The organism is Paenibacillus mendelii, assembly GCF_024498075.1.
In the GTDB taxonomy this organism is placed as follows: domain Bacteria; phylum Bacillota; class Bacilli; order Paenibacillales; family Paenibacillaceae; genus Paenibacillus_Z; species Paenibacillus_Z mendelii.
In genome coordinates this window covers 21,929-44,259 of the sequence record NZ_JANHOF010000003.1, presented here as the reverse complement: position 1 = coordinate 44,259, position 22,331 = coordinate 21,929, and the positions used below count along the sequence as shown (strand labels likewise).

The following is a 22,331-nucleotide window of genomic DNA, read 5'->3' as shown; positions in this document are numbered from 1 at the left end:
ACCTATGAAACCGTTCTTGTTGGGCTAAAGATTCGCTTTGCAAATTGCGGCAGCACGACTGCAAGACCTATGAGGACAAACACCAGCTGCGGCAGCGTACTGTACCAGGACGGATACAGGCTGATCGCTGCCATCTCCGGCAGGTAATCCTCCACTGTGGGTGGAATCACGCCAGCCATCTGCAGGCTATGAATACCGGAGCCGAGGAATTTGAAGCACAAGTAAAACACGACCAGGCTCGATACGAGGAAGAGAGGACGCACAGGCAGCCTCGAACCCGCTCTCAGCATCAGCCAGGCCAGAACAACGAGCAGACCGAACCCTGCCGCCATGCCCGCAGCCAAAGTTCCAACCGGCATTTTGCCTGCCATTCCAATCAGGAAGAGCACCGTCTCCAGCCCTTCGCGCAGGATGGCGAAGAAAGCGAGGAAACCAAAGCTGATCATTCTCCCCGTTGAAGATGCTTTATGGCTCTGCTGCCCCAGGAAGGAATTCCATTTCTTAATATCCGCATTACGATGAAGCCAGTAACTAACATACAAGAGAATGATACTGGAGATGACGCCAGTCCATCCGTTGATCTGCGAGTTGCTGCCTCCGAACGCAGCCGATGAGAGAAGAATGGACACAGCAAACCCGGCAGCAAGGCAGATAATTACACCGGCACTTGCACCTCCCACGACCCAGCGCTTCGCTTTCTTGGAGCCGGAACGTCCCGCTGCTACAAGCAGAGCACCGACAACCAGTACGGCCTCCAGCCCTTCACGAAGCGGAATCAGCGCAGCATCCCACCAGGAGTAGCCCGCATCTACGAGGGGAGTCAGGCTGTCTGCCATTCTGGCGAGAACCGCTGACGCCTGCGAACGCTGGCCTTCATTAGTGAGATAGGCATCTACCATGACGAGATCCCGTTCCGTATTGTTATAGACTTTCTGGGAACGGCTAACTACGTCGCCCTCAACAGAGAGCCATTGGCTCTGAAGCCGCTTGATGAGCTCTTCAGCTTCATCCCACTTCCTGTCGTCGGCCAACTGCTTGGCCTGCAACAGCTTGCTTATAAAGGCAGATAGCGTCATGTTCGACTTCCCATCGTCGCCAACATAAGCTCCGTCTTCATAATTGTGGAGCGAGAATCTTAAGGAAGCCGCACTGTCCAACGACTTGGAATTATCCTCTGTCAGCATGGCTAAGGATAGCGCAGCGATCTGCTTGTCGATCTCTAGTGCCAGATCAAAGGATTTGGACTTGACCACCGCCTTGTTCAGCGTCCACCACTTCTTGATTGCCTTAAACGCTTCTTCGGCTTTCTTGTTGTCTTTCTTCTCCAGGTCAGCATACATTTGGTCGACTTGCGCGGATATCTCCGACTCGTTCCCAATGTTGCCATTGGCATAAGCTTTGGAGGCGACGTCCGACTGGCCAAAGAGGTACAGGACCATTAGAAGAATCAACATGGGCAAGCGGACTAACCTTGCAACCCTTATGTTCACATTCATCTTCCTCCGACATCCGTTCAGAACTGATAATTATTATCAATTAATGTGAAAATAATAAACCTAGCCTCTCTTCAAGTCAATATATATTTAGTGACAATCCTGGGTGCGAGGTCGGTCATCTGCCTGTTATTCAATTAAACTTTATTCTCTTCATGCAGCCTTCTAGCGATCCTCAACGGTCTTCTTCGATTTCCACAACCGGAACAGCCCAATCACGATGAAGCTGAAAGCGACCACTTCAATAAATCTAGAAATTAGAGAAAGCCACATGACCAGTTCGCCAATACTCAGTCCCATAGGCGGAGATGTGTCTCTTTCTATCAATGTATACATGTAATTTCTGTAAAGATAAGGTGCAATCTGATTAACAATGAGGATGAGAAAGAAATAGAAGCCAGCCATAAAGGAATGCTTTTTACACTGTACAAGTCCGAATACAAGCAAAGCCATCAACAAAACATTGAGTACAATGTTTATAAGACCAGATAAAGTCAAGCTATCAGCTCCTCTTACTAGGATCGGAATCTCAATAACAGTTTCTCCTTAGACTCCGTCCGCAGGCGGATGCGGACACCATTCATTTTATCTATACTACATCATCTCTTCTCTTAGAAAAAAAGATTATTATCACATAATTACGTCGAACTATATGAGGCCGCAGCCATCACAAGTCTTACCTTTAATAAAATAGGAAGCCGTGGAATGAACAACGTTCATCCACGGCTTCCTCTATGATTAATGCTTATTTAATTTCAGAACTCAGTTGGTTGCCAATGCGTATTTGGTTGATGACATCGGCAAGAATATCGATCGTGCGATTCGACTCGGTGATTGTATTCTCAACGCCGCCAACTTCAATTAAAGCGCTAGTAGGTGAAAGCTGTTGGTTGTACCAGCCGTTCCCCGATTTTCGGTCCTTGTAATAAATCCCTCGGGAGATGCCGGGATATCTTTCGTTCATCATACTTTGAATCTGCTTCGCGAACGCATCGTTCTGCTTCCAGTTCGGATTTTCCAAACCGATGACGAAATAGAGTTTGGCATAACTCACGCCGTTGATATTGAGTGTAGTTGATCCGCGAGAGCTGGAATCACGATGGATATCAATTAAATATTTGATTTGCGGATGTGAAGTCATATGGTCTCTGACGGTTTTCTCGGAATAGATATAGGATTGCGAGCTCTTATAGTTTTTCCCGTAACTCTTCTGATAGTCTTCTGCAGAATGAAAAGCTTCCATTCCCATGCCTTGCAGGTTCATGGCCAGCCGTTCACCCACGGTAGTGATATTCTTGGTAGGGCTGTAAGCTAAATTCGGATTGGTTACGCCCGGCAATTCCGGCAACCACGATTCCTGATTATGCGAATGGTAGATAAGAACAGCTGCATTCCCTGGCGTTACAGTGGTATAAGGCTCTAGGTTAATCGTCAGATTGCTTGTATCTCCTGTAGGGACCAGTTGATGGTTGATCGGTTGTTTGAGGTCCGCCACAATACGGATCGTGGAGGTTTCAGGAATACTCATCGCGTAGCGAATGTTGGCAACCGAAGGGTTGTCCGCCGGAAGATCCACGAGTACCCCCGTCGTACCCGGAAGCGGATTGCTGATTAGATCGCCAAATTGTAGGCCTGGAAGGTCAATCACGAGACGATCCGGGTTCGCTAAGGTAAATACGTTGGGCGTAAGGCTGCCATTCGCTTGAATCAGCAGTTGATTATTGACCAGCTTAATCGATTGTAAAGCCGGATATGTAGATGGAATCTCGGGAGTAACTTCGCCGTCCGGGTTGACTGCTGGATCACTGCCGGGGACATTCAAATCATCCTTCCATAAATGTACCGAATTCGTAGGCGCATCCCATATTACGGTTACACCCAGACGCTCGGACACAAAACGGATGGGCAGCAGTGTGGTCCCCTTCTCCACAGTCGGAGGTTGGTCCAATTTCTCGGCTTGTCCGTTAACATAGGCTTGAGAATTAGAAATGTCCAGCACAAGAACGGTTTGTTGTTGAGTTATGTTAACGGTCTGTTCGGCCTTGTCCCATGAAACAGGCGCACCTAATCCTTCCGAAATAATCCGGATCGGGACCATCGTCGTCTGCTTGATAACACGCGGCGGAATGGTTGATGTGAGTTCTTGACCATTGAGGTAGAGCTTTATTGCAGCAGCCGGTGCGGCTGTTGCAGCTTGGGCATTGGGAATAGCGACGAATAGAACAAAGAATAGCGTTAATAGTAGTGCAACCTTGCTTTTCATTATCCACCTCGATCAAGTGATAGTGTTACCAAATGATAGACGCAGAAAAATGGCGAAGGTTGCATTATTATGCAAACAATAGTCAAATAATTGTTTCGACATGGTCTAATCGGGGTATAGCATCTCCACATCGACTGAAATCGCGAATAATTCCGAAACATTACCTGTACTCCTATCGAAACCCATGCTTCATTCCCTACTAATTAATCGACTACCTTGTTGATTGGGCATGAACGGGATTTCAAGCGAGCCGTAGGCGTCACTCTCGATCCTATACCTATCGCCTGTGCTCGACGGTGCCTTCTTGACTCGCAGCCCTCTTGAATTCATCTCCAGTGCCAGCTCGAGCAGAGGATGATAACCTTCATGCTGAATCTCCTCCAGACTTTTCCTAATGGCATCGCCTTCCTGGGTACATAATTCCATATCTGCATCATCATTATGAACGGAGTACACGGAGAAATAGGCCGCATAGAACTCTAGCGGATAATGCAGCTTATAGAACGCATTCCGCACGGCCGAGATCACATAGGAGACCGCAAACCACTTGGGAAACAAGTATTCAATCTTCCGATACGATTCCAGGTACCACGCCGGTACTTTGCTCTGCAGCATCGCTTCAATCGACTCGGAAACCGGGAGGTCCTTCCTCTTGCTTGCTGTGACGGCGTAGGCTGACTCGCTATCCATGCCATATTGAATGAGTTCCATCATCAGCTGGTCCCGGCAAGCTAAAGATGTCCGGAGTGTGCCAGTCCCTGCTTGGATCCGTTCCCTCGCATTCCCTTCCCAGGTTCCGCTGCCATGTGAAAGTCCGCTGATCTGAACCAAATCGCTAAACGATGCCGGCTGCGTCAGCCTTAGCATGTCCCGCACACAGCCGATACCCATTTCCGGAATACCGTAAGTTCCCGTCTCGCTCATGATTTGTTCCGGTGTCACATTAAGCGCGTCAGTGGACCGAAATAAGCTCAACACAGCACGATCGTTCATCGGAATGCTTCGGGGGTTAACACCCGTGAGTGCGTGCAACCGTTTCATGATAGACTCATCGTTGTGCGGGATGATATCCGGTACAGGGATCGTACGTTTCCATACGCGATTACTCATATGAAATTCCAGCTCATTCTTCGCATGCTCTTCATATTCCCAGGCCGCATATAAATCGATATTCGGAGGGGTATTACCATCCACCCCCAGAAACATCTGATATGGAATGCGATGCCCGTCTCCCACGAACTCCCCTCCGCACGCAGAGCACAGCAAGTTCGGCAAATCAAAACCGCTGGCTACGTCGTCTCCTGCCCATTCAATACGACTACATTCCTGACATCGATAATGGGGTGGCAGCGGATTGATCTCCGTTATGCCAAGCAGATAAGCCACGAAGCTGGATCCGACAGAGCCCCGCATCGCCATCATATATCCATCGGCAGCCGCTTTGTCCACGATACGGGCGGCAATCATATAAGGCTCGGTGAACCCGTTCCTGAGGATATGCTGGAGCTCCTCCTCCAAACGAGAAGCGACAGCCTCGGGAACTTCATCTCCATAACGTTTGCGAGCGGCGTTGTAACAACATTCCCGGATAGGAGCATGGTCTTGATTGCTTGGGTAAGGCATCATCATCGACCTCCGATATCATTTATTCTATAAAGTTGTGTTGATATTCAACTCAACATTCACGGTAAAAAAAATTAAAAATCCAACTTCAGCTGCTCATATTCCCCCTTGCCAACTGCCGGATCTGGCTGACTGACATTACCGTTGGAATCGATGCGCAGCAGTTGAAGTTGGGTTAATCGCACCGATAACGCAGAGATCGAGACCCGAAAACAATCAGCCAATCCATATAGATTCGAGAGATGGATACGGCCTAATCGCTTCAGCTGACCAACACCGGTTGAATGAATTTGCCGCGCGGGTCGTAGCCGTAATCTTCCAGGATCTGTTCCGTTAGCGCTTCCATCTGTTCACGCGTAATGAATCTGGAGGATTTCATAGCAGATTACCCCTCGCCTTCCTCGTCGATAATCTCCTTAATCTTCCTCCATTGCGCGGAAGACAGGTCGGAGGCTTTCCTCAGAAAGACCGGGATCTCTTTATTCTCCGTAATGAGCCTCTGAAAGCTCTTCGGAACCTTCTTTGCAGCTAGAATAAGCTCCTCCGGCTCTACTTGAAGCACTTCCGAAATACGGATGATCTTATCTTCTGCCGGTGGATCCATCGTGCTGCTCTCAATCTTGCTGATATAGGTAAAATCAATGCCTACGCGTTCAGCAAGCTGCCGCTGTGTTACCTTGCGCTGCTTTCGCAGATTGCGGAGAAGTTCACCAAATTCGCTCAAGGATGCCACCACCTTCCAGTAATTCTCATTTTACACATGTTGAGTAATATGTCAACAACTACCCAACCAGCCGTACGGCAGCCTGCTGATATAGCTTTCAATGATCTAGCGTGTCTAGCTGCTGGCTCCATAGTAATTCTTCAATGCTTTGTTCAACGTATACCTTATGATAGTGATCATACTGAATAAACTTAACCACTCACTTCCATCCGCTTTTGAAAGAAGGTGAGCAGGGAGGTTAATGAAGATCAAGATGGGAATCACAGCCCTGATCGATTAGGAGAATCTATAACGCTATATGTACTTGTGGTCTCCATTAAGACCCTTTAATTTCACAAGAAACGATAGCTCAATTAAACAGCAGAAAGATCCGCCGCGGCGGGTCCTTTTTACTTGCTCAAAATTTGATCTTATGTACTGATGTCTTGGTGTTATTATCATACTTAGGCTGCCGCGGGAATTGGTTGTAGGAACATTAAATACATATGTAAAGGGCTTATGGCGATTTATGTATGCTGGAGGACCATTCACGAAACTTTCTTGGCCGAAGCGCCACACTATTTGAATAGCCGTCAAATAAAAACGTTATGGGAGGTGATGGAATATGAGGCGAAAAAACCTCTATTTTTGTTTAGGTACGGGTAAAGTTGATAAGTTTGAATAGTAAAATCCCCATTACGATCGACATATTTCTTGTGTCAACCGTAATGGGGATTTTTACAGTGCTAACTTACCCCCGTGCTTCATCGTCTTCTGTACTTACGCAAAAGCAGTAGCTGGAAACATCATCGTAGTAGGTTCCATCCGAGCCAACGTATCTCGCTAAATCCGCAGCTGATCATCAATACGACAGTTATACGATGAAATAGAATCGTTCTCTCATCTGTAATCTTCCTTATCAGTTAGTGTATGTGAGCTCTCTACCCTTCCCACTCTTCCAATTTAAAACAATATTACTATATTCCCGACCCAGTAAATCTTAATGTATTTGCGCCAGAGAGCTTTGCGAATTAAGAGACTCATAGTCGCTTTTACGCATTATTTCATTTGAAGCTTAACGCTGCAATAACAAACGGAATAATCCAAAAAAAAGAAGGAACAACTGCCGCCGATATTGGATCAGGTGTGCATTAGGGCTGACAGCATTGGATTGGAGCATGGCGTAAGAATGCAATAATGCGTCTTTAATATACAAAGACGGAAATAAACGGAATTGATTATAATCTTAGAATAGTTAGTAAACGCTTACATTTATAAACTAGATGTAAGTCTGCTAATTGGAATATTTTAGAATAAAAAAGGAGGTTTGTTGATGCGAGCAAGGAAATTAAAGCTTTTATTGCTTTCATTTGTACTGGTTGCCACCGTTGTTTTGAATGGATGTACGGAAGATAACACGAAGGTGTTCCGGGACTTAGGCGGGTGGCCAAAGCCTCCGTTATTTCAAGGCAACCCTTTCGCCTCCGGTGGTGTAGGCCAAGCTTCGCAGTATACGTTCGAGGGACTATTCCAGATCGTTCGCTCAACAGATAAGATTTACAAACGTCTGGCTGAATCGGTAGAGCATAAAGGGAATGAAACCATCATCAAAATAAGACCGGGTGTAACCTGGCAGGACGGAAAGCCATTTACAAGCAAGGATGTTTGGAGCTATTACATGCTCAATAACGGCGTCGAGATCACCAAACATCTGACCAGCATTGAAATCGTCGACGATACGACAATTACTTTTAAGTGGCAGGAGCCCTCACCGTTTACGGAAATGAAGGATTTGTTCCTTGCGCAGGATCAACAGGCCACAATTCCTTATCATCTCTATGGTAAGTACATCGATAAGGTGGATGAATTGTTAAAGCAAGCCAAGAAGACAGACGATCCCAATAAAAAAGGGCCGTTCGGCTTGGAAATTACAGATAAGCTGCGCAAAGATATCGATAAAAACTGGCAGGACTTTTTGACAGCGGGTCCTAAGATGCCTGTCGGGACTGGCCCGTTTATCGTGAAGAAAGTAACCGCCTCCGATATGATTCTGGAGAAGAACGAGAACTATTGGAAGGTTGAGAATATTCATTTTGACCGGATCTTTATTAAGAATCCGGGGTCTGATTCCTCCGGCTTAGCTTTGCTGAAATCGGGCAAGATCGATACATATCCGGGTACGCCACCAAGAGATATATTGGAAAATATGCTGGCTACCAACAAGGATCTTGTACATTACCGTATGTTTGACCCTGCGACAATCGGAATGGTATTCAATCTGGATAAACCGCCATTCGATAATCAGAAATTCCGTCAGGCCGTCGTGTACGCGCTGGATAGAACGAAGATTCGCGAGGTCGGCAACTACTATGGGCAAGAAGCAGATGTCTCAATGACCGGGATGCCGCAATCCGAGCTAACCAAATGGATCACGCCGGAGAACCGCGAGACCATGACGAAATTCACGTATAACCCTGACAAAGCAGGCGAGCTCTTAACCGAGCTAGGCTGGAAGAAAGGTGCTGACGGCAACTGGGCGGACCCGAGCGGCACAACGCCGAACTTTATTATCGGGGTAAGCGGAGGCTGGCTGCAGGCAGTGAACTCTGCCCAGATCGCTGCCGAGCAGATGACGAAATTCGGTCTTCCGACGAAATTGCTGGCTGTCGATGGCAGTGTGTATTATAACAACTCGACCAAGGACAAAGGTGCTTACCATATGTCTGTCGACTGGGTTGACGTTTCCTGGGGCTTCATGTTCCCGTGGAATTCCTTGCGGAACTTCTACTGGGGCGGCATAGGAAATATGGCTCATCTGCCTAAATTTAAGGATGGCCCGGACAAAGGAAAACTGAATATGAAGCTGCCAGGTCCCGACGGGCAGGTTGTTGACATTGAGAAGACATTACAGAGTATGCCTTATTTGCAAAAGGATGAGGAGCGTAAGGACGCCATCTTCAAGCTGGCATGGATTACGAATGAGAACGCCTATGGAGTAGGCTTCTTCCAAAATACGACCGGGTATTTCGAGAATGTAAAAACGATCAAGGGCTGGCCGAGAGAGGATGAATTCGAAAAGTACGATCGCAGCTTGCCGGTGCCGACTGAGCCTGACGACATCGATGCAGTTTCTGAGATCAACTTTGGATTCGGGGGAATCACATACTTCGTTGAAGGCAGATTATCGCCAAGGGAGTAACCCTGATTTCGAGCTTTCGATTTGACTAACGCTTCTCCATGATCAAACCCTATTCGGGCTTCACGTCGATCATCCGACCTGTGTACGTTGTCTATCGTTGTGAAGCCCGAAACCCACCCCATTTTCTGAAGGAGGGCCAGAATGTGACACTCGTCATTGTGTTAAAAAGAATTGGGATGGCTTTCGTTACAGTATGCCTAGCCACAGTGATGACCTTCATATTGCTCCGCTTAACACCGGGTAACGCTATTGACGGATGGGCCCGTGATTATGCAACTCAATTCGGGATTACATTGGAAGAAGCCTACCGGCGTATAGCAGCCATGATTAATTACAATCCGAACGAACCGTTACACGAACAGTTTATTCGTTATATTTCAGGTCTCCTCCAGGGAAACCTTGGCGTTTCAATGGTTTACCAGCAAATTACGGTTAACTCCATTATTGCAAACGCAATGCCTTGGACGATTTTCGTAGCAACCATTTCACTCCTTATCAGCTTTGTGATCGGGATGCTGCTGGGCGTGAGAATGGCTTGGAAACGAAATTCTATTCTAGAGCCGTCGGTTTCCTTATTTACTGTTATTACCTCAGCCATACCGGATTTCATCTTTGCGATTCTATTGTTGGTTGTGTTTGCATACGGGTTAGACTGGTTTCCCGTTAACGGGGCATACGATCCCTTCGTGACCCCCGGCTTCAACATCGACTTTATTGTGAGCGTGCTCTACTACGCAGCAATGCCGATCTTAACCTTCGTTATAACCAATATCGGCGGATGGGCGCTCATGATGAAAGGCAATGCCGTAAGCATACTTGGCGAAGACTATATTATCGCAGCGAAGGCCCGAGGAATTTCCGACTCTGTCATCATGAACCGCTATGTCATGAAGAATGCGATGCTGCCGATGATCACGATGCTGGCCGTCACCTTCGGCGGAATGCTTGGCGGAGCAACGCTAATCGAGAATATCTTCCAATACCCTGGAATCGGGTACTTCTTAGGGGAAGCGACGAGAACAAGAGATTATACAGTTATGCAAGGAATCATGTTGTTTCTCAGTGTCACGATGATCGTTGCCAATCTCATTGCAGATTTGGTTTATTCCAAGCTTGATCCGAGAATCAAGGTAGAGGGGTAATCATACCATGCGAGGAATGATCGATTTTTTCAGAATCATCTGCCATAACAAAAGGTCGTTTATTGGGTTAATCATTTTGGTCATTTTCATTTTGATGGCGACTGTCGGGCCTTTTGTCTTTAAGCTTAATATGACCGTCGATTATAACAACCGCTACCTGACACCATCGTTCGAGCACTGGCTTGGAACCGATTTTGCCGGAAGAGATACGTTTATTCAATTAGTGCACGGATCCAAGGAAGTTCTTCTTGTCGGCTTGTTAGCCGCCTTCTTCACCTTGTTTGTCGGCGCGCTTCTCGGGACAATCTCCGGACTTGTTGGCGGAAGACTAGATGCGGGTATTATGCTGATTACCAATTTGTTTCTTACGATCCCCAGCTTCCCGATTCTGATCATTATGGCGGCTATATTCTCAATCCGAGACCCCATTTCCTTCGCCCTTGTATTAAGCGCCTGGAGCTGGCCCGGTCTGACACGCGCTGTCCGATCACAAATTATTTCACTGAAGGAACGGGATTTCATCGTCATCTGTAAGGTTATGGGGATGAGCAAGCCGCATATTATTTTCAAAGAGCTTATGCCTAGCATCACTTCCTTCTTATCGATCAGTTTTATAATGACAATGCGCGGTGCCATTACAGGCAGCGTAGGTATTATGATGCTGGGGCTTGCCCCCTACTCCCCGACCAATTGGGGCCAGATGCTTAATCTTGCCATTTCTCAAACAGGGGGTATCTTTAATCCGCTGGGCTTCATTTATCTGTTCTCGCCAATTCTTTGTCTGGCATTATTTCAACTGGGTTCGATCTTCTTTGCCAATGGGATCGATGAAGCACTCAATCCTAGGCTAAGGGGATAGAAGGGAGACGCCATGAACGAGAACAATATTATTGAAATTAGAGATTTATCCATCGAATTCAAACTTCGCTCGGGAACGATTCGAGCTGTCGACCATGTTTCGCTTGATATTCCGAAAGGAAAAGTGACAGCCTTGGTCGGAGAAAGCGGCAGTGGCAAATCGACACTGGCTTCCGCTATTCTTAATATCGTTTCAGCGCCAGGAACCATCAAGAACGGAAGTATCTTTCTTAATGGAGAGGATATTTTGCGGTACAACGCCAATCGATTACGCCATTATCGCTGGTCGGATGTATCCATGGTATTTCAAGCTGCACAGAACGCATTGAACCCTGTCATGCGCATTGGAGAGCAGATGATTGAGACTGTTCTGGCTCATAAAAAGATGGGTAAACCGGAGATCATCGAGAAGGCATCGCAATTGCTCGATTATGTCCGGCTTGAGCCAGGCCGCGTGCTGAAGGCTTACCCGCATGAATTAAGCGGGGGTATGAAGCAGCGTGTCATGATCGCCTTCAGTCTGCTGCTTGACCCGCAGCTGGTCATCTTGGACGAGCCGACAACCGCACTCGATGTCATCACACAAGATTACATATTTGATATTCTGCTAAAGGTTCATAAGGAAATGAACATTACGATGCTTCTTCTATCACATGATATTTCTGTTGTTGCCAGAGTGGCTGACCGCATTGGCGTCATGTATGCCGGAAAGATTGTGGAGCTTGGGGAAACGTTCGAGATGTTCGAGAATGCCAAGCATCCCTATACGGCGGGACTCATCCAAGCGGCTCCCTCCATATTAGATGATGTTAGCGAAAACAAATCCATCAAAGGATCCTCGCCGAATTTATTAAACTTGCCGACCGGATGTGCTTTCCATCCACGATGCGAATTTTCAACAGATCTCTGTAAGCTGGAGCAGCCTCGTGCAATTTCTGTAGGGAAGGATCGTTTGGCTGCATGTCATTTGAATGAGAAGGGAGAGATGCTGGCTTGAGCAGTTTGCTGGAACTTCACAACATTAGCATGGTTTTCGAGCAAAAATCGGGGCTGTTTGGCAAAGCGACACCCATCCCCGCTATGGTCGATGTTCAGTTATCATTCGAGCCTGGGGAGATTGTAGCACTTGTAGGGGAAAGCGGCTGTGGCAAAACCACGCTAGGCAAAGTCGTCACAGGCCTGCATAAGCCGACCGAAGGGCAGCTTCTGTATCAAGGCAAAGACGTATGGAAGATGAATAAAGCAGAGTTTTCCGAGTACCGTCGCAGCGTGCAGCTTGTACAGCAGGACTCCTATGCGGCCTTGAACCCGATGCGAACCATCTTCCAATCGCTATCCGATCCCATCCTTCAGCATAAATTGGTTCGCAGCCGCAAAGAGGCATATGATCGGGTGTGTGAACTGCTGGATACGGTTGGCTTGACGCCGCCCGAGCAGTATATCGAGAAGTATCCCCATCAAATGAGCGGTGGGCAAAGACAACGGGTGCTGCTTGCAAGAGCGATCTCCTTGAAGCCGAAGCTCATTGTCGCCGACGAGCCTGTGTCCATGATTGATGTCTCTTTACGAATGGCGATCCTGCGGTTAATGTCGAACTTGAATAAGAGTCTTGGCATTGCCTTTATCTATATTACGCATGATTTGGCTACCGCACGCTATATTGCGCAGTATGGCCGGATGGCCGTCATGTACTTGGGAAAGATTGTTGAGCAAGGAAGTGTGCATGATGTGCTTGCCGCTCCGAAGCATCCTTATTTGCAAGCGCTTCTATCTGCCGTTCCGGTCCCTAATCCAAGGATCGCCAAAGCGAAGAGAGAATTGCCGCTGAAAAGCTTAGATATGCCAAGTATTATGAATCCGCCGTCCGGCTGCTCCTTTCATCCAAGATGCTTATACGCGAGCCAGACATGTGAGCAAACCGCACCGTCACTGATGCCCTACGGCAATACGATTGTGTCATGTCATCACGTAGAGAAGGTACCGCAATGGACCATAGCTACCGTAAAGTAATCTTTAAGATTTGTGTCTTTTTCATAGTCTTGATCGTCCTCTTACTATTTATTGTTAACAAAGACTCCGCCGAATACGTTATTCTAGTCTTATCACTCGGTGTTAATCTGTTTTTGTCCATCGTCATCTTTCTACTTGAATGGATGGAGCGAAACCGCAGCTCCCAGCGCTAGGTTGATACCGAAGGAAAATCTTTTGAGAAGGGTGAGCTTATGATAGAAACCATCGACCGTATTTCCCCACTGGATGATGCACAGATTTCTTTCTTCGCCACTAACGGCTATCTTATTCTCCGTCAGGCTTGCAGCAACGATTTACTCGATATCTATAACCGGCATATGTACAATCTTGCTAAGAATGACATACCCGATCAACCGGATTCGGCTGAGAAAGCTACATTCTCCTTCCGGGTCTTTAATCCCCATCTGAAAGACAGCTTCTCCTTGCAGATGCTCAAGCTTCCTATTATAAGAGGAGCGTTGGCCCAATTGATGGGCGATGAAGCGGTTGGCGTGCAGAGCATGTACTTCTTCAAGGAACCCGGTTCAAAAGGCCAAGCAGCGCATCAAGATTATGAATATATCCATCATGAGCCGAACACAATGATTGCTACCTCTCTCGCGATGGAGAAAAGTGATGAAGATAACGGATGTCTTCACGTGATTCCGGGCAGTCACAAGCTGGGACCTCTGCGCCACGGTAAGGTGAAGAATCTATTGGAGCATGCGGATTGGACCACGGAGACGGAAGGCGTGGATTTGACGGAAGAAATACCTGTTGTACTGGAAAAGGGCGATATCCTATTCTTCCATAGTTTGCTCGTCCATTCCTCAACCCGCAACAAAACGAAGGACAGATTCCGCAGATCCTATGTTTGTCATTATATACGGAACGATTCCAAGGTGACGCTGCGAGAAGATTTGAAACGAAAAATCTACCTGTTTTAAGGCATTGGTTGTAATAGGTGAACCCCTGGCGACCGCCTACGCTTTTTCAATTTTAGAGACCAGTAATCGAGACCGTTGCAAAAAATAGTATATATGAAAAAATCAAAAATTAAGGGGATCCAATATGACCCCCTGCATGCGAAACGAGTCTTAGAAGCGATTCTAGAGGCTCGTTTTTCTTTGATTATTTTTCTTGTTCTGACAAAGAAGAATTGTGCAGGGCTCTCCTAATCGGGTCTCTTTTCTTTCTCGGGAAACGCGACAGGTGGATAAGAAGCTAAAGCCCTTATTAGAAGTAACGCATGATTTGAACACACAACAACCGCTATGCAGGCTGCATGTCCAGTCCAAATTGGACTCAATCGTTAAGCTTTGAAGTAATACGATCCCAATACATGACTAAGCCCGCATGTACGTGGTGTTCTCCTTGAATAACCCTATTAAAGTGACGTTTAGCTGCTTCCAAGGAACGCGACATTTGAAAAACCGGAATCAACTCCAGTTCAATCTCCGATAACGTTATTGTGGATTGGTACCCGTTCAGGAACCAGGATGACATGGACGCCTCATATCCCTCATCTTCCTGCAAAGCTTGCAGAAAGGAGGCCAAATCAAGTACTCTCGGTGCTCGTCGACAGCACTCGAAATCGATAATTCCGACTACTTTTTCATGGTGAGCTAGTAGATTAGCAGGTGCATAATCCCCGTGGCACGAAAGATGAGGTAATGAACGGTATGGTTCCTCGTTCATTTGCTTCCCGAGCTTGTTCAACCTGGACAATAAGTTTTCTACTGCATGCCAAAATTCAGGGTACTCCGATATCGATTGTTCATTGATCGTCATCTTTAATTCATCCATGTCTTCCGGATCCGAATGGAATGACTCGGGCAACGTCTCCCATGGTAATTTACCCTCATACTCCGCAATAGAGACATGATATTCAGCTAAAGCTTGGCCAGCACTAAACACCAGCTGCTCGTTATGCAGATCAAACGTAGGGTCAGCATCAAGGAATGGAAATACACTTACATACGTACCATTCGGCAGTGTATCAAGATAAAGAAGAGGAACAATCGTATGATTTTCTTCTGATGACCATTTCAAAACCGTTTGTTCTGCAATCAATTGGTCTAACTGATTTGAATACTGCGGTACTCGTAGTCTGTACTTGCCTTGGCTTGTCGTAAGTATGTAATTGTCATTGCTATATCCACTCGACATTCTTGTAACCGTTAAGAGCGATCCGACGCAGTTTTCTACTGACTCCAGATCGGTTAGTGAAAGTTCCTTGGATGCCGCCACCCATATATTCCCCCTACATCAACATGGTTACTTATCAAACGTCCGTCAGGTTAACTATGACCATTGAAGCCACTTGGTTATGACTCTCAACTGCACTAGTAGTTACTTCTCTAAAGGAGATGTCAATTCCTGCATGAGCACGAGGATAGCCTGAGAGCATGAGCATGAGGGTAGCCTGAGCTTGAGCTTGAGGATAGCCTCTTCGGAACTAGAGTTTTTTCTCGCCGTGCACGACCATGTACCCTCGTCTTCGTTGTACTCATCTCATAATAAGGTGCCCCGTTACGGATCGGGCTGCTGAAACAGAACAAAACGGCGTTACAGGCATCGCATATGCTGAAATGCTCAGCTGTAAGGCCGTTAGTTGGAGTTAACTGAGCAAAAATCAGGGTGAGGCTCCGTGATCGGACGCTGAAACGGAACAAAGACTCCGCCGAATACGTTATTCTAGTCTTATCACTCGGTGTTAATCTGTTTTTGTCCATCGTCATCTTTCTACTTATGAATATATCCATCATGAGCCGAACACAATGATTGCTACCTCCATCGCGATGGAGAGAACGGATGAAGAGAACGGATGCCTTCGCGTTATTCCGGGCAGCCACAAGCTGGGACCTCTGCGCCACGGTAAGGTGAAGAATCTATTGGAGCATGCAGATTGGACTACAGAGACGGAAGGCGTGGATTTGACGGCAGAAATACCCGTTGTAATGGACAAAGGGGATATCCTGTTTTTCCACAGTCTGCTCGTCCATTCCTCCACCCGCAACAAAACGAAGGACAGATTCCGCAGATCCTATGTCTGCCATTATATACGGAATGACTCCAAGGTGACGCTGCGGGAAGATTTGAAACGGAAGATTGACCTGTTTTAAGGCGTGCTAGGATAGTTATCGCCGCTATGCCGAGCGGTACATTTAGAACCCTTGATCGTCACAATACAAGAAACGGCCCTTAGCCTAAAGCCAAGGACCGTTTCTTCATTTACAGTGATTTCATCCTGTCACTTGCAGCTTACATGACCGGTTCCGCCTCATACTCCCGTACGAGGACTTCATCCCCTCTATACACCGATAACAACCGCCCTTCGGCGTCCGCAGCAAACAGTACCGTCCGCTCGCTTTCCAGCTCGAACGCATATCCTTTGCCCGTCTTGGGATCTATAATTTCAATCGAGGCATCATAGGCGTATTCCGACACGAACATGAACAAAGCTCCCTCACCGAAAGCGATCTTGGATCCGAACACCCCATGCAGATTTCCGCCATGCACCCACTCCATAGAGGATTGGAATCCAGCGGCTGACAAAGCATACCCGTACACCGCGGCTATCGTTTCCGGTCTGTCGTTTAATTCGATCGGGAGCGGACAATGAATGAAGACCCCTTGTCCAATCTCCGACTTCCGCACCGCAGCAGATCCCGTTGCGCGGGTGCCGCTCTCAGGCAGTTCCTTATTCACCTCTGCAATGCGTTTGGCCCCGTAAGAAACCGGCAGTACCCTGCCGTCAACCTCAATGGCCTCCTCCCGCATAACGTTGCTAAGCACATAATCCCCTAGCTCCTCCACATAGCGGGACTCCGGCCTCCAATATTCATCAAGCCCGATCGGCCCTGTGAACAGTACGGTTCCGCCTATCGTCTTCACATGATGAATAATCGTATCAAGTGCTTCCCTGCTGAAATTATGCGGGCTAGGCACGATGATCAGCTTGGGTGGTGCTTGCTCCAGCGATTCCAGATGATATTCACCGACTCCCCGGAACGGAACATTCATATCGTAAGCGAGGACTCGCGTCAGCTTCGTGGTCGCGTCGAAAGCGAGGCGTCTATTCGAGAAATCATTCGAATACGGGAATACGACGACGACCTCTTCAAGCTCCCGATTCGTGAATAGATGTCCAATTTCACCCATGAAACGGCCGTAGTCATAGGATACGTCGGCTTCCGGCTTTTCCGTACCATCGGCGCGCAGTGCGCCAATATTCGATTCATTGACGTTGTTCATATAATAATTCGTATTCCAAATCCATTGAACCGCACCGGCTCCGCCCGCCGCAAAAGCATAGGCGTATTTTCTTTCCAATATGTTTCTGATCTCGAGCTCCGACCGCTTCGCCCGCCCGTTCGGCGTTTCGGCATACATGATGCCCGTTTCTTGAATCAAATTCGGCTTGTTCGCTGTTTTGGCGAATATACTGTCCCACAGCAGGTGATCCATCAGCCACCATGAATGCACCGTCGTATAATCAACGGCCTCGGCATAAAAGAACGGCGACGGCCTCTGCGAGCCAAGTCCTTCATCCTGACCTACCGTCACCAACTGGGCTTCGTTATACGACCGGATTGTAGCGGTTAATTCCTTGGCCCATCGGTTATGCATCTCCATCGTGAACAAGCTGTAGTCCAGCCATATTCCATTTCTCTTCGAAGATCCATTATCCATGATGTCGAAGCTGATGTCCTCCGGCTGCGGCAGCGTTACGGAAGCGAATCCAGGAAGCTCATCGGGGGTCATATCCCAACGCTCCTGCAGCTCACGAACGGTACGGTGGCGATTCTGCAGCCACTCCGTGAAGGCTGATTGCTCATAGACATCTCCGACAGTTCGAGGCCCGGAGAACAATCGTTTCGGATCGAACATTGCCGGTTCATTGATCAAATCCCAATGAACGTTGGTCGAGGCCACATGACGGGACACGACCGCGGCGATTAATCGTTTTTGGGCAGCCACGCTTCTGGGATCCAGATAGGGATTGACACCCTCCCACATCTCCGGAGTGAATGCGAAGAACGTAAAGACCACTTCCAAGTCATGCTTCTTGGCTGTTAATATAAAGGAGTCGATCGACCTTAGCACTTCCTCATAAGGATGGCCATCAACGAACATGACCTGGCGCCAGGCCGTCCATATTCCGGTACGAATCATGTTGATGCCGGCTTCTTTCATGTGAGCCATATCCGCGTCCCACAATCCGGCGTTCGGCATGAACAGAAACTTCCTCGCGACGTCGGACGCCATGTACGTCATGCCAACGATCGGCATCGGCTTGCCCGCCTTCACGAAGTAATCACGATTGACGGTCATCCGTTCACCCTCGCTCAGCAATCGGTTACCGCGTCCCCAGAAACCTTGCCGCAGCACGCGCCGCTCCCCCGAATCGGAAAACGCCTCACAGACGACGCGGTAGAAGCCCGGAGCAACCGGCACGGGGACCGGCACCCTTTCGATCCTGAGCTCTCGGGAAGACTTCAAGCTAATTTCCTTCTCCCACAGCGCCTCACGTTCCCCATCCGCATATAGAGCAAGATTGAAACGCCATGTTTTGGAGGTAGGAGGAATTGGCCCCATTTCCTGCATGTGCAAGCTCAGGATAGGCTGCTCGCCAGGCTCATAACAGGAATAATTCGGTTTCAGCCATAATTCTGTAACGCCTTCCGCGCAATACGCTCCCCAGTCGCGGATAGCATCCAGGCCGCCGGATTCCCAGAATGCTTGGCTGATTCGCTGATTGACGAACACCCATCGCCCTCCTGCGAACACCCCCTTCGTATTCTCGATTAATACGATTGGAGCGGACAGCCTCCTCCCATCATGCGAAACGCCGTATAACAGCGGATAAATATGGCCATCCATCGGCCCGCTTGACCCCAGTTCACTAGGATGGTCTTCCGTCCGGGTTATGTGAAGCGTGAACGCATAAGTAGGTTCGATGGCAAACAACGCCTCGGAGCCAGCAACCAAGGGAATGTCCGGATTAGCCTCCAGCTTGGTTATTCGGTCCGCATCCACTTCCAGCATCTCATGAATGCGAAGCTGTCGATGATAAGCCGTCTGTTCCCCTTCTACGTGCCATGTTCCCTGCTCGTAATAGACGGGCTTGCGAAACGCGCCTCCACCCAAATGAACAACTCCTTTCCCCTTTTTAAGATACTGGACGATGGACTCCCATGCCTGCTTCGGAAAATAGGGGCCGTGAACATGAATGTAATTGTCCGCGATATCGAGCGCTTCGGCCAATTCATGCGCGCCGACCACCTTGTACGTGCTCTGGAGCTTATCTATTACCGCATCGTCCGGACGCTGTCCATCATAAGGAAAAGAAGCGTCATAGAATACGACTGTGTTCATCATCTGTGTAGTTTCATCCTTTTCATTATGTCTAGTCTTCGGCATTCTCGTAGTTCAGCGTTACTTTGCCGATCTGCGCAGCTCCGGGGTGATCTGGAAACCGGATCTTCAGGTACTTCGTTCCCTCAGGAAGGTGACTGCCCGAATAAACCTCCTGGTTCTCTGCATGCGCCGCCGGCTTGTTATCAGGTGTGTACAAGCTGTAATTCTCATCATCCGAGGAAACGTAAAACATAAGCTTGGCTTCCGGCTCATCCTTGTTCAACCAGGCATTGACCGCAAAACCGGTCAATTGGCTTTGCCCTGATGCAAAGGGAGCCTTATAAATCACATACTCGCCCGAAGCGGATTCACTCGTCGTTATTCTTGAACGATCTCCTCCATACGAGGCGGCTGGGCTTCGGTCATAATCCAGCCTGCTGCTCAGCCGGTACGTCTTGGTCAAATCCTGCAGCTCGTCCTCCACCACACCAGATCCATCGGAAGCCCCCCATATCGCCTTGATCGCTTCCTCGTCCCCGAACGACGCCGGGAACACATCGCTTGATTGAATCGCATTGTATTCCGTATTGGTGCCGACGGGAGCATTGCCGAGTGTCCGGTAAGCAGGCATCTGAATATGACCGTTCGGATCGTTCGCCTGGATCCAATCGTAAGCATATGCCAGCCAAGAACGGCGATAAGCATCGTTCTGATGGGCAAACCAGGCAATCTCGTCGTATCCCCAAGGCCAGAAGGGTTGATTCGTACCCGGCATGCCATTCGTGCCTCCGTAATTATCCATTTCGATTAGATAAGGCGTATGGGAAGTTTCCCACCCTTGGGGACTTATTCCCCCAATCGTCTTCCCATAGATCGCGTCGATATAGTTCATCTCCAATTTCGTTTCCTGAGGGAACCGGGGAAGCGGTTTGATGCGCGCCGGATAACCGACAAAATCGAACGATAACCGCTTAACGGGTGGATTCGAATCGGATGAAGAATTGCCCAAGCTATCGTCATAGACTTCGTTCACGTGTGCATCAAGCAGAACGTTATGCCGTCTTCCGTGCTCCGCAGCGTATTTTCGAACCCGCTTCAACAATCGGTTCCAATTGGCATAGGAAGAATCCTCTTCCCCCATCAGCTTCACTTGCCCGAAGTGGATGGACTCATAGCCAAGATCGATAAATCTCTTGGCCCGGTAAAAGAAAAACAGCTGCGTCTCCGGACTCGTAATATCCGGAACCGATTTTCCCGCTCCCCAGTTGTCCAAATATCTCCCGTCCGGATACAGCATCGCTTCATAATTGAAATTCCGCTTCTCCGGCGGCAGCCCGTATTCCTCAAATACCCAAGCCGGAATCGGGATATCGTTCACCGATTCTGCTGTCGTTTCGAAGATGGCAGCCTGCAGAATGATTTCTGGATCCTGGGCGTGGACGGCTTCGGCCATCTGCCCGGCATTCGCAAACATGGTCTCATCGTCTTCGAAGTTCGCCCAAATCATCGCCGCCCGTCCGATCAGCTTTGCGCCCGTATTCTCAATAAACCGCAGCCATTCCCGCTTCTTGCCCGGATCCAGGTTAAACCAGAACAGGTCCATAATCTGCACGGACCGGGACAAATAACGATGAAGCACCTCTTCTGGCATGCTGCCGTCGAACGCATAGCCGGAAACATCTTTCTTCCCGCTGCGCCTCTCGACGCTTAACGTCCAGATTCCCGCCAGCAAACTCACCGCTACCACGACTATGATGAGCTTTCGCATGGTTTACCGCCCTTCTAGTGTAATAGAGCCCTCTTCTCCATAGACAATTCTGTAGCCTCTCAGAAGGGACTCTATCGCGCTGTTGGCAAGGAAGATATCTTCCCCATTCACATCCTGTATGACCTTCGCGATGTAGAAGTAACTGACGTCAGGCAGTGTTATTCTAGACCAAGGCTTAGCTTCGTAGGGCCCGTCGAATCGATCGGCGACGTAGATCCAGTTCTCGAATGTATTGTCAGAGGTCACGCCGCCGAAATACATATACCACCGGCCGTCATGAGTCCAGATTTGGGATGTTTCCATTCTTTCGAACCGCTTGGGATAAGCGGCGATCGTATGCGCCTCCCAGTCCGTCAAGTTCCGGGAACGCAGCATAAGCTGACAGCCCCGGCTGCCTTCAGGCGCTTGAACCGCATGCGAGTTGATCACCATATAATGCCACCCGTCTATCATTTCCGGATAAACGAACGGATCAGCGAGCGGAGACGCCACTATTGCTTCTCCATCCCACTTCGCGGTGAATGAGCAGGGTTTCGGGATGACCGGTGCGTCGCCGACTTTGGACCAGTTCATCAAGTCTTGGCTCAAGGCGAGCCCGATTCCCCCTTCGTCCCGGTTCGAGTTTCCAGTGAACAGCATATACCACCCATCGTCCTTGAAGATGACACTGCCCGTAGCGATTCCCTTGTCGTTCCATGTTTCCGGGAGCGGCTGCAGTGCCGCCGGCTGCTCATCCCAATGCAGTAAATCCCTCGATATCGCATGGCCTACCGACTGGCGGGAATGAATATGCTCCGGGTCGCCTTCCCTTGGATACTGCAAATAATAGGCATGGTATTCGTCGCCCTTCCGGGCGTACCAGAAATCCCAAACATACTTATCCTCCAGCCTATACATATCGGAACTCAT

15 protein-coding genes are annotated in these 22,331 nt (G+C 48.5%); 7 read left to right on the top strand and 8 right to left on the bottom strand.

What is annotated here, in order from left to right; all coding sequences use genetic code 11:
- Nucleotides 1-2: 2 nt before the first annotated feature.
- The 4 genes from NNL21_RS11125 to NNL21_RS11110 all read right to left on the bottom strand — a co-directional run bounded on the left by NNL21_RS11125 (nucleotide 3) and on the right by NNL21_RS11110 (nucleotide 6,103).
- On the bottom strand, nucleotides 3-1,490 hold the full coding sequence (locus NNL21_RS11125) for an FTR1 family protein (RefSeq protein WP_204820846.1): 1,488 nt from the start codon (nucleotides 1,488-1,490) through the stop codon (nucleotides 3-5).
- A 748-nt stretch (nucleotides 1,491-2,238) separates the two neighbouring features.
- Nucleotides 2,239-3,756 (bottom strand): stage II sporulation protein P, encoded by a 1,518-nt coding sequence (spoIIP, locus tag NNL21_RS11120; protein ID WP_204820845.1) that lies wholly within the window; start codon nucleotides 3,754-3,756, stop codon nucleotides 2,239-2,241.
- Nucleotides 3,757-3,945: 189 nt separating this feature from the next.
- Complete coding sequence (locus NNL21_RS11115; RefSeq protein WP_204820844.1) at nucleotides 3,946-5,385, bottom strand: PolC-type DNA polymerase III family protein; 1,440 nt, start codon at nucleotides 5,383-5,385, stop codon at nucleotides 3,946-3,948.
- Nucleotides 5,386-5,764: 379 nt separating this feature from the next.
- Nucleotides 5,765-6,103 (bottom strand): helix-turn-helix domain-containing protein, encoded by a 339-nt coding sequence (locus tag NNL21_RS11110; RefSeq protein WP_204820843.1) that lies wholly within the window; start codon nucleotides 6,101-6,103, stop codon nucleotides 5,765-5,767.
- Between the two features lie 1,312 nt (nucleotides 6,104-7,415).
- Here NNL21_RS11110 and NNL21_RS11105 point away from each other — a divergent pair.
- The 6 genes from NNL21_RS11105 (at nucleotide 7,416) to NNL21_RS11080 (ending at nucleotide 14,238) form a co-directional block, all read left to right on the top strand.
- Nucleotides 7,416-9,281: an ABC transporter substrate-binding protein gene (locus NNL21_RS11105; RefSeq protein ID WP_204820842.1), complete on the top strand. Its 1,866-nt coding sequence runs from the start codon at nucleotides 7,416-7,418 to the stop codon at nucleotides 9,279-9,281.
- Between the two features lie 143 nt (nucleotides 9,282-9,424).
- Nucleotides 9,425-10,423: an ABC transporter permease gene (locus NNL21_RS36480; RefSeq protein WP_204820841.1), complete on the top strand. Its 999-nt coding sequence runs from the start codon at nucleotides 9,425-9,427 to the stop codon at nucleotides 10,421-10,423.
- Nucleotides 10,424-10,430: 7 nt separating this feature from the next.
- Complete coding sequence (locus NNL21_RS11095) at nucleotides 10,431-11,282, top strand: ABC transporter permease (RefSeq protein WP_204820840.1); 852 nt, start codon at nucleotides 10,431-10,433, stop codon at nucleotides 11,280-11,282.
- 12 nt (nucleotides 11,283-11,294) lie between these two features.
- Entirely contained in the window at nucleotides 11,295-12,278 is a 984-nt protein-coding gene (locus NNL21_RS11090) for an ABC transporter ATP-binding protein (protein WP_204820839.1), read from the top strand.
- Nucleotides 12,275-13,291, top strand: a complete 1,017-nt coding sequence (locus NNL21_RS11085; protein WP_204820838.1) for an ABC transporter ATP-binding protein — start codon at nucleotides 12,275-12,277, stop codon at nucleotides 13,289-13,291. Before NNL21_RS11090 ends, NNL21_RS11085 begins: the two co-directional genes overlap by 4 nt.
- A 212-nt stretch (nucleotides 13,292-13,503) precedes the next feature.
- Nucleotides 13,504-14,238, top strand: coding sequence for a phytanoyl-CoA dioxygenase family protein (locus NNL21_RS11080; protein ID WP_204820837.1), 735 nt, complete (start codon nucleotides 13,504-13,506; stop codon nucleotides 14,236-14,238).
- 358 nt (nucleotides 14,239-14,596) lie between these two features.
- On the opposite strand, the gene NNL21_RS11075 is transcribed toward NNL21_RS11080, so the two are convergent.
- Nucleotides 14,597-15,541 (bottom strand): phosphotransferase, encoded by a 945-nt coding sequence (locus NNL21_RS11075; RefSeq protein WP_204820836.1) that lies wholly within the window; start codon nucleotides 15,539-15,541, stop codon nucleotides 14,597-14,599.
- A 509-nt stretch (nucleotides 15,542-16,050) separates the two neighbouring features.
- On the opposite strand from NNL21_RS11075, the gene NNL21_RS11070 reads away from it, so the two are divergent.
- Nucleotides 16,051-16,416, top strand: a complete 366-nt coding sequence (locus NNL21_RS11070) for a phytanoyl-CoA dioxygenase family protein (RefSeq protein WP_256555225.1) — start codon at nucleotides 16,051-16,053, stop codon at nucleotides 16,414-16,416.
- A gap of 139 nt (nucleotides 16,417-16,555) precedes the next feature.
- Here NNL21_RS11070 and NNL21_RS11065 read toward each other — a convergent pair whose 3' ends face one another.
- Genes NNL21_RS11065 through NNL21_RS11055 form a run of 3 tightly spaced genes read right to left on the bottom strand, consistent with a single transcriptional unit; the run spans nucleotide 16,556 to nucleotide 22,331 of the window.
- A complete protein-coding gene (locus NNL21_RS11065) occupies nucleotides 16,556-19,675 on the bottom strand; it encodes a beta-galactosidase (RefSeq protein WP_204820834.1) in 3,120 nt (1,039 codons plus the stop codon).
- Nucleotides 19,676-19,703: 28 nt separating this feature from the next.
- Nucleotides 19,704-21,422 (bottom strand): hypothetical protein, encoded by a 1,719-nt coding sequence (locus NNL21_RS11060; RefSeq protein WP_204820833.1) that lies wholly within the window; start codon nucleotides 21,420-21,422, stop codon nucleotides 19,704-19,706.
- A 3-nt stretch (nucleotides 21,423-21,425) separates the two neighbouring features.
- Nucleotides 21,426-22,331, bottom strand: a complete 906-nt coding sequence (locus NNL21_RS11055) for a glycoside hydrolase family protein (protein WP_204820832.1) — start codon at nucleotides 22,329-22,331, stop codon at nucleotides 21,426-21,428.

Excerpts from the sequence above, each read along its gene's own strand:
- NNL21_RS11065 (WP_204820834.1), bottom strand. The coding sequence starts at position 19,675 with ATGATGAACACAGTCGTATTCTATGACGCTTCTTTTCCTTATGATGGA.
- spoIIP (WP_204820845.1), bottom strand. The coding sequence starts at position 3,756 with ATGAAAAGCAAGGTTGCACTACTATTAACGCTATTCTTTGTTCTATTC.
- NNL21_RS11055 (WP_204820832.1), bottom strand. The coding sequence starts at position 22,331 with ATGAGTTCCGATATGTATAGGCTGGAGGATAAGTATGTTTGGGATTTC.
- NNL21_RS11090 (WP_204820839.1), top strand. The coding sequence starts at position 11,295 with ATGAACGAGAACAATATTATTGAAATTAGAGATTTATCCATCGAATTC.
- NNL21_RS11115 (WP_204820844.1), bottom strand. The coding sequence starts at position 5,385 with ATGATGATGCCTTACCCAAGCAATCAAGACCATGCTCCTATCCGGGAA.
- NNL21_RS11080 (WP_204820837.1), top strand. The coding sequence starts at position 13,504 with ATGATAGAAACCATCGACCGTATTTCCCCACTGGATGATGCACAGATT.
- NNL21_RS11095 (WP_204820840.1), top strand. The coding sequence starts at position 10,431 with ATGCGAGGAATGATCGATTTTTTCAGAATCATCTGCCATAACAAAAGG.
- NNL21_RS11105 (WP_204820842.1), top strand. The coding sequence starts at position 7,416 with ATGCGAGCAAGGAAATTAAAGCTTTTATTGCTTTCATTTGTACTGGTT.
- NNL21_RS11060 (WP_204820833.1), bottom strand. The coding sequence starts at position 21,422 with ATGCGAAAGCTCATCATAGTCGTGGTAGCGGTGAGTTTGCTGGCGGGA.